General features: G+C 68.3%; 8 protein-coding genes. 3 read left to right on the top strand and 5 right to left on the bottom strand.

Features of this window, described 5'->3' with window-relative positions:
• On the bottom strand, window positions 1-845 hold an 845-nt coding region (locus A9X05_RS16580), incomplete at its 3' end, for an NAD(P)-dependent oxidoreductase (RefSeq protein WP_231978419.1).
• A gap of 107 nt (window positions 846-952) precedes the next feature.
• Between A9X05_RS16580 and wrbA the strand changes: the two genes are divergently transcribed.
• A complete protein-coding gene (gene wrbA, locus A9X05_RS16575) occupies window positions 953-1,555 on the top strand; it encodes an NAD(P)H:quinone oxidoreductase (RefSeq protein WP_067782764.1) in 603 nt (200 codons plus the stop codon).
• A 104-nt stretch (window positions 1,556-1,659) separates the two neighbouring features.
• On the opposite strand, the gene ilvC is transcribed toward wrbA, so the two are convergent.
• Genes ilvC through A9X05_RS16560 form a run of 3 tightly spaced genes read right to left on the bottom strand, consistent with a single transcriptional unit; the run spans window position 1,660 to window position 5,064 of the window.
• Window positions 1,660-2,661, bottom strand: a complete 1,002-nt coding sequence (ilvC, locus tag A9X05_RS16570) for a ketol-acid reductoisomerase (RefSeq protein ID WP_082950394.1) — start codon at window positions 2,659-2,661, stop codon at window positions 1,660-1,662.
• A 34-nt stretch (window positions 2,662-2,695) separates the two neighbouring features.
• A complete protein-coding gene (gene ilvN, locus A9X05_RS16565; protein WP_067758323.1) occupies window positions 2,696-3,196 on the bottom strand; it encodes an acetolactate synthase small subunit in 501 nt (166 codons plus the stop codon).
• Window positions 3,196-5,064 (bottom strand): acetolactate synthase large subunit, encoded by a 1,869-nt coding sequence (locus A9X05_RS16560; RefSeq protein WP_067782761.1) that lies wholly within the window; start codon window positions 5,062-5,064, stop codon window positions 3,196-3,198. The genes ilvN and A9X05_RS16560 overlap by 1 nt, the downstream gene beginning before the upstream one ends.
• Window positions 5,065-5,377: 313 nt before the next feature.
• Here A9X05_RS16560 and A9X05_RS16555 point away from each other — a divergent pair, with 313 nt between their 5' ends.
• Entirely contained in the window at window positions 5,378-5,734 is a 357-nt protein-coding gene (locus A9X05_RS16555) for a PH domain-containing protein (protein ID WP_067782758.1), read from the top strand.
• A 3-nt stretch (window positions 5,735-5,737) separates the two neighbouring features.
• Here A9X05_RS16555 and A9X05_RS16550 read toward each other — a convergent pair whose 3' ends face one another.
• Entirely contained in the window at window positions 5,738-6,592 is an 855-nt protein-coding gene (locus A9X05_RS16550; RefSeq protein WP_067782755.1) for a DoxX family protein, read from the bottom strand.
• Window positions 6,593-6,854: 262 nt separating this feature from the next.
• Between A9X05_RS16550 and A9X05_RS16545 the strand changes: the two genes are divergently transcribed.
• The gene (locus tag A9X05_RS16545) at window positions 6,855-7,976 is read left to right on the top strand and encodes a sorbosone dehydrogenase family protein (protein WP_067782752.1); all 1,122 of its coding nucleotides are present in this window, start codon (window positions 6,855-6,857) and stop codon (window positions 7,974-7,976) included.
• Window positions 7,977-8,040: the final 64 nt, after the last annotated feature.

Below are 8,040 nucleotides of genomic sequence, written 5' to 3'. Positions count from 1 at the left end.
GCGCCGAGGTGCGGGGTGACCACCACCTGTGGCAGCTCGAACAGCGGGCTGTCGGTGCACGGCTCTTTGGCGAAGACGTCGAGACCGGCCGCCCGGACGTGGCCGCTGCTCACCGCCTCGGCCAGCGCGGCCTCGTCGATCAGGCCGCCGCGGGCGGCGTTGACGATGATGACGCCCGGCTTGGTCTTCGCCAGCGCTTCCTTGCCGATGAGGCCCGCCGTCTCGGGCGTCTTCGGCAGGTGCACCGAGATGAAGTCGGCGCGGCCCAGCAGGTCGTCGAGGGGCAGCAGTTCGATGCCGAGCTGCGCGGCCCGCGCCGGCGAGACGTAGGGGTCGTAGGCGACCAGGTGGGTGCCGAAGGCCGTCAACCGCTGGGCGACCAACTGCCCGATCCGGCCCAGCCCCACCACGCCGACCGTCTTGCCGAAAATCTCGGTGCCGTTGAACGAAGACCGCTTCCAGGTGTGCTCGCGCAGCGAGGCGTCGGCGGCCGGGATCTGCCGGGCGGCGGCCAAGAGCAGCGCCAGGGCGTGCTCGGCGGCGCTGTGGATGTTCGAGGTGGGCGCGTTGACCACCAGCACGCCACGCTCGGTCGCGGCGTCCACGTCGACGTTGTCCAGCCCGACCCCGGCGCGGGCGACGATCTTCAGCTTGGGGGCCGCCGCCAGCACCTCGGCGTCCACCGTGGTGGCCGAGCGCACCAGCAGCGCGTCGGCCTCCGGCACCGCGGCCAGCAGCTTCTCCCGGTCCGGCCCGTCTACCCAGCGCACCTCGACCTGGTCTCCCAGGGCGGCGACAGTCGATTGGGCGAGTTTGTCGGCGATCAATACAACAGGCAGATTCACCCGGCCAGCCTAACGGCTGCGTTTGACGGGCCTCGACGGGCTCACCACTGCCGTAACCTGCACCGACGGCCGTTGGGCGCGGGTCGGCGAGGTCCTACGATGCGCTGATGACCAAACTCGCGATCATCTACTATTCGGCCACCGGGCATAACACCGCGATGGCGCAACGCGTGGCCGCCGCGGCCGAGTCCGCAGGCGCCGAGGTCCGGCTGAGGCACGTCGCCGAGACCCGCGACCCGGAATCTTTCGCGCAGAACCCGGCCTGGACCGCGAATTACCAAGCGACGAAGGACCTTCCGGCGGCGACCGGTGAGGACATCGTCTGGGCCGACGCGGTGATCTTCGGTTCGCCGACCCGCTTCGGCTCTCCCGCTGCGCAATTGCGCAACTTCCTGGACTCGCTCGGCGGGCTGTGGGCCGAGGGCAAGCTCGCGGACAAGGTGTACGCGGCGTTCACGTCGTCCAACACCGTGCATGGCGGCCAGGAAACCACGCTGCTGTCGCTATACATCACCCTGATGCATTTCGGCGGCATCATCGTCCCGCCCGGCTACACGGACCAGCTGAAGTTCGTCGACGGGAATCCCTATGGGGTGAGCCTGGTCTCCACCCACGACAACATTCACGAATGCGACGAGGCCACCGAGAACGCCCTGGACCACCTGGCCCGCCGCGTGGTCGAAACCGCCGGCCGGCTCCGCGACACATAAACCACGCACACGACACGCCGTAAACGGTCGCCGTGGTTTATGTCTCGCGGCAGCGCGGCAGCGCGGCCGCGGCGCGGTGGCCCGGCCGGCAAGCGGCCGGCCGGTTACGCCGTCTCGGTGATCGGCCGGTCGACCCAGCTCATCAGGTCACGCAGCTTCTTGCCGGTCACCTCGATGGGGTGCTCGGCGTTCTCCTTGCGCAACTGCTCGAGCTGCTTGTTGCCGCCCTCGACGTTGGCCACCAGCTTCTTGGTGAAGGTGCCGTCCTGGATGTCGCGCAGGATCTCGCGCATCCGCTCTTTGGTGCCGGCGTCGATGACCCGCGGACCCGACAGATACCCGCCGAACTCCGCGGTGTCGGACACCGAGTAGTTCATCCGGGCGATGCCGCCCTCATACATCAGGTCGACGATCAGCTTGAGCTCGTGCAGAACCTCGAAGTAGGCCATCTCCGGCGGGTAGCCCGCCTCGACCATGACGTCGAAACCGGTCTTCACCAATTCCTCTGTGCCGCCGCACAACACGGCCTGCTCGCCGAACAGGTCGGTCTCGGTCTCGTCCTTGAACGTGGTCTTGATGACGCCGGCCCGGGTGCCGCCGATGGCCTTGGCATACGACAGCGCCAGCGCCTCGCCGTTGCCGTTCGGGTCCTGATCGACCGCGATCAGGCAGGGCACGCCCTTGCCATCGACGAACTGGCGGCGCACCAGGTGGCCGGGCCCCTTCGGGGCCACCATCGCGATGGTCACGTCGGCGGGCGGCTTGATCAGGCCGAAGTGAATGTTGAGACCGTGCCCGAAGAACAGCGCGTCACCGGGCTTGAGGTTGGGCTCGATGTCGTTCTTGAAGATGTCTGCCTGCGCGGTGTCGGGCGCCAACAGCATGATGACGTCGGCCCACTTGGCCACCTCGGCGGGCGTGTCGACCTCGAGGCCCTGCTCCTCCACCTTGGCCCGCGACTTCGAACCCTCCTTGAGCCCGACGCGCACCTGCACGCCCGAGTCGCGCAGGCTCAGCGAATGCGCGTGCCCCTGGCTGCCGTACCCGATGACGCCGACCTTGCGGCCCTGAATGATCGACAGGTCTGCGTCGTCGTCGTAGAACATTTCTAGTGCCACTGTTTCAATATCTCCTTGTGTGTTACTTGGCCGTGGCGATGCCGCGCGGACCGCGGGACAACGACACCACTCCCGATTGGACTATCTCGCGGATGCCGAAGGGTTCCAGCACCCGCAGCAGCGCCTCGATCTTGCCGCGGTCACCTGTAGCCTCGATGGTCAGCGCCTCGGTCGACACGTCAATCACCTTGGCGCGGAACAGGTTCACCGCCTCGATCACCTGACTGCGACTGCCCGCGTCGGCGCGCACCTTGATCAGCGCCAACTCCCGGGACACCGCGGCGCCGTCGTCGAGCTCGACGATCTTGATGACGTTGATCAGCTTGTTGAGCTGCTTGGTGATCTGCTCGAGCGGGGTCTCCTCCGCGCTGACCACGATCGTCATGCGCGACATGTCCTTTTGCTCGGTGGCCCCGACGGCCAGCGACTCGATGTTGAAACCGCGCCGGGAGAACAGCGCCGCCACGCGGGCGAGCACACCGGGCTTGTCCTCCACCAACACCGACAGCGTGTGCGTGTGCATCAGGCGTGCCCTTCGCTCTCGTCGTCGAAGAGCGGGCGAATGCCCCGGGCGGCCTGGATCTCGTCGTTGCTGGTGCCCGCGGCGACCATCGGCCACACCTGCGCGTCGGCGCCGACGATGAAGTCGATCACCACGGGACGGTCGGTGATCGCCCGGGCCGCATTGATCACGTCTTCGACGTCTTCCTCACGCTCGCAACGCAATCCGACACAGCCCAACGCCTCCGCCAGCTTCACGAAGTCGGGGATGCGATGCGAGTGCGTGGCCAGGTCCGTCTGCGAATACCGCTCCTCGTAGAACAGCGTCTGCCACTGACGCACCATGCCCAGGTTGCCGTTGTTGATCAGCGCCACCTTGATCGGCACGCCCTCGATGGCGCAGGTGGCCAGCTCCTGGTTGGTCATCTGGAAGCAGCCGTCGCCGTCGATGGCCCACACCTCGGCCTCCGGGCGAGCCATCTTGGCCCCCATGGCGGCCGGTATGGCAAACCCCATGGTGCCCAGCCCACCGGAGTTGATCCAGGTGCGCGGGTTCTCATACGAGATGAACTGTGCGGCCCACATCTGGTGCTGGCCCACCCCGGCGACGTACACCGCGTCGGGGCCGGCGATCTGGCCGAGCTTCTCGATGACGTATTCCGGGCCGAGGCTGCCGTCGCTCTGCGGGTCGTAGCTCAGCGGGTAGGTGGACTGAACGCTGTCCAGATGGGCCCACCATTCCGTCATGTCGAGGTTGCCGGGGACGTCGTAGTGCCGCAGCATCGCGATCAGGTCGGTGATGACCGCCTTGACGTCGCCGACGATCGGCACGTCGGCGTGGCGGTTCTTGCCGATCTCGGCCGGGTCGATGTCGGCGTGAATGACTTTCGCCTCGGGCGCGAAGGTGTCGAGCTTCCCGGTCACCCGGTCGTCGAAGCGCGTGCCCAGGGCGATCAGCAGGTCGCTGCGCTGCAGCGCCGCCACCGCGGCGACGCTGCCGTGCATACCGGGCATGCCCATGTGCTGGCGGTGGCTGTCCGGGAACGCCCCGCGCGCCATCAGGGTGGTGACCACCGGGATGCCGGTCAGCTCGGCCAGCTCGCGCAGCTGCTCGGTCGCCTCCCCGCGGATGACGCCACCACCGACGTAGAGGACCGGCTTGCGGGCGTCGGCGATCAGCTTGGCGGCCTCGCGGATCTGCCGGTTGTGCGGCTTGGTGTTCGGCTTGTAGCCGGGCAGGTCCATGCGCGGCGGCCAGCTGAACGTGCACTGCCCCTGCAGCACGTCTTTCGGGATGTCGACCAGCACCGCGCCGGGGCGGCCCGAGGACGCGATGTGGAACGCCTCGGCGATCACCTGCGGGATCTCGTCACCCGAGCGGACCAGGAAGTTGTGCTTGGTGATCGGCATCGTGATGCCCGAGATGTCGGCCTCCTGGAAGGCGTCGGTGCCGATCAGCGTGCGACCGACCTGGCCGGTGATGGCGACGACGGGCACCGAGTCCATTTGGGCGTCGGCCAGCGGCGTGACCAGGTTGGTGGCGCCGGGGCCCGACGTCGCCATGCACACCCCGACCTTGCCGGTGGCGTGGGCGTAGCCGCTCGCGGCGTGACCGGCGCCCTGCTCGTGCCGAACCAGCACGTGGCGAAGCTTTTTCGAGTCGAACAGCGGGTCGTAAACCGGCAACACGGCGCCGCCGGGAATCCCGAAGATGACCTCGACGTCAAGCTCCTCCAGCGACCGGATCACCGACTGCGCGCCGGTAAGTTTCTCGGGCCCAACACGTTTCGGCTTCCGTGCGGGTGCGGCTGCCGGCGTTTCCGCCGCGTCCGTGGCGATGTCGGCGGCACGCTCCGGCTGGGTGGCGTGCTGCCTGGTGGGTGCGCTCACTGTCTTTCGTCCTTATTCACTCTGGGAGTCTCGCTGGGGGCAACAAAAAACCCCCGACAGCTCTTCTGCTGCACGAGGGTTGCGCGTTGGTCTGGATAGCTTCAAATGCCGAAGAGGCTAGTCAGGCACCAACGCGCCGACTAATTACTACGAGCATCCCGGGCTGTCCGGCGGTATCCATAACGTCCGACGGTAGCCTTCGCACAGCTCAGCAGTCAAATCCGCTCCCCGTGACCCGCGCTCGGATCCGGCCCGCCGCGACGGGTGAAATGATGGTCGGGTGGCTACCGGTTCGTCTTCCCACACGCCCGTCGTGATCAAGGTGTCCCCGATCGCGCACCTGGCCGTCGGGTTCTTCACCCTCGGGCTGCTGATCCCGGTGATGCTCTGGCCGCCCTCGGCGCCGCTGCTGGTGATCCCCGTGCTGCTGTCGGCGCTGATCGTCCGGTTGCGGACCGTCGCCGACGATCGAGGCGTGACGGTCCGCACGCTGCTGGGCAGCCAGACGGTGGACTGGGATGACATCGACGGGCTGCGCTTCCATCGGGGGTCCTGGGCCCGCGCGCACCTCAAGAGTGGAGCGGACGTGCGTCTGCCCGCTGTGACGTTCGCGACGCTGCCGCAGCTGACCGAGGCCAGCTCGGGACGGGTGCCCAACCCGTATCAGTGAGCGTCAGGCGATCGGGTTGACCCCGTTGAGCAGCACCCACACCGCGATGCCTGCGGCGATGCCGACCAGCAGCGCGACGAACGAGCCGATGAAGGGCCGGTGCGCCCAGCCCCGTCGCGCGTCCAGGCCGTAGCGGCCCGGCCCGCACAGGATCACCGCGACGGCCATCACGATCAGGCTGATCTGGTATTCGTGCCCGTCGGGCAGGAAGTACGTGAAGCTGTGCGGATGCGGCCGCGCGGTGATGGTGGCCAGCATGCCGTTGATCAGAAAGGCGAGCGCGCCGGCCGCGGCCACGGGGGTGAACAGGCCGAGCACCAAGAGGATGCCCGCGACGAGCTCACCGCCGGCGCTGACGTAGGCCAGGATGTCGGCGTGCTGGTAGCCGACGTCGGACAGTGAGTTCTTGAACCCGCCCACGCCGGAGCCGCCCCACCAGCCGGTCAGCTTCTGCAACCCGTGGGCGGCCAACACGACACCGAGCCCGGCCCGCAAGATCAGCAGGCCCAGGTGCTGGGTTCCGCGGCGGCCCACTTCGTGCAGCCGGCCGTGGTGTTCGTCCGCGTCGATCTCGGCGGGCTCGGCCGCTGCGTGCCGCGATGCCTGCGGCTGCACGTAGGGCAACGGCTCCTGTTGGTCGAGCACGTTGTACCCCGCCGCGCTGGACCCGCCGGCGTGGTCGCCCATGTAGGGGATGACGGTGGTGGTTCCGGTGGAGGGGTTGAAGTCGCCGGGGTAACCGACGGGCGTCAGATCGTCTTCGGGGTCAACCACACGCGCCGTCGCGGGGCGACCTGGAGTGGGCTCCGGGGATTCGCCGGGCCGCTGCCAATGTCCGTCATTCGGTTGACTGGTCACGCGTGTCAGGGTAAGGGCATTTGGCGCCGAATTGGGGATTTGAGCGGCGCTTTCGCCAGGCAATCGGCGGTTTGCCCGCCGAACACGCCCAGATCGGCCCGAAAATGCCTCTCGCGGGCCGACGGAGGGTCCGTTCCGGCGGCCAATCGGGGGCCTGACACGGCCCGTTGGCCGTCCCGGGGAAGCGGTCGGATCGCGTCGCGCCGGTCGGGCAGCGCATGCGTGTGGCGGCGGCGGCCGCACTATCCGTAGCCTGTCGGTCATGCGATTAGGGCGCTCGGTTCGGTGCGGGTTCGCCGCGCTTTGCGCGGTGGTGCTCGTCGCGACCGGCTGCGCACGGTTCAACGACGCCCAGTCGCAGCCGTTCACGACCAACCCCGAACTCAAGCCCCAACCCAGTTCGACGCCTCCCCCACCGCCGCCGCTGCCGCCCACGCCGTTCCCCAAGGCGTGCCCGGCTCCGGGCGTGATGCAGGGCTGCCTGGAGAGCACCAGCGGGCTGATCATGGGTCCGGACAGCAAAACCGCGCTGGTCGCCGAGCGCACCACCGGCGCGGTCAAGGAGATCTCGGTGAGCGCCGAGCCGAAGGTGAAGATGGTCATCCCCGTCGACCCGTCCGGGGATGGCGGCCTGATGGACATCGTGCTGTCGCCGACCTACACGCAAGACCGGCTCATGTACGCCTACGTCAGCACGCCGACCGACAATCGGGTGATCCGGGTGGCCGACGGTGACATCCCGAAAGACATCCTGACCGGGATCCCCAAGGGCGCCACCGGGAACACCGGCGCGCTGATCTTCACCAGCCCCACCACGTTGGTCGTGATGACCGGCGATGCGGGTAACCCCGCGGCGGCGGCGGATCCCAAATCGCTGGCGGGCAAAGTGCTTCGCATCGAGCAGCCGACCACCATCGGTCAGGCCCCGCCGACGACGGCGCTGTCGGGCGTCGGCGCCGGCGGCGGCCTGTGCATCGACCCCGTGGACGGTTCGCTCTATGTCGCCGACCGCACTCCGACGGCGGATCGGTTGCAGCGCATCACCAAGACCTCCGAGGTCTCCACGGTGTGGACCTGGCCCGACAAGCCCGGCGTGGCCGGCTGCGCGGCGATGGACGGCACCGTGCTGGTCAACCTGATCAACACCAAGCTGACGGTCGCCGTGCGACTGGCTCCCGCGACGGGTGCCGTCACCGGTGAACCCGACGTGGTCCGCAAGGACACCCACGCCCACGCGTGGGCGCTGCGGATGTCCCCGGACGGAAACGTTTGGGGCGCAACCGTCAACAAGACCGCCGGGGACGCCGAGAAGCTCGACGACGTCGTGTTCCCGCTGTTCCCGCAGGGCGGCGGCTTCCCGCGCAACAACGACGACAAGACCTAGGTCTCAGCGCGGCCGGCGAGCGCGCACGCTGAATCGGCGTGTCGCGTCGCCTGATTCACTCCGG

The sequence above is a fragment of the Mycobacterium sp. E3298 genome (assembly GCF_001666895.1).
Lineage (GTDB): Bacteria > Actinomycetota > Actinomycetes > Mycobacteriales > Mycobacteriaceae > Mycobacterium.
This window is presented reverse-complemented; position numbering and strand designations above follow the sequence as displayed.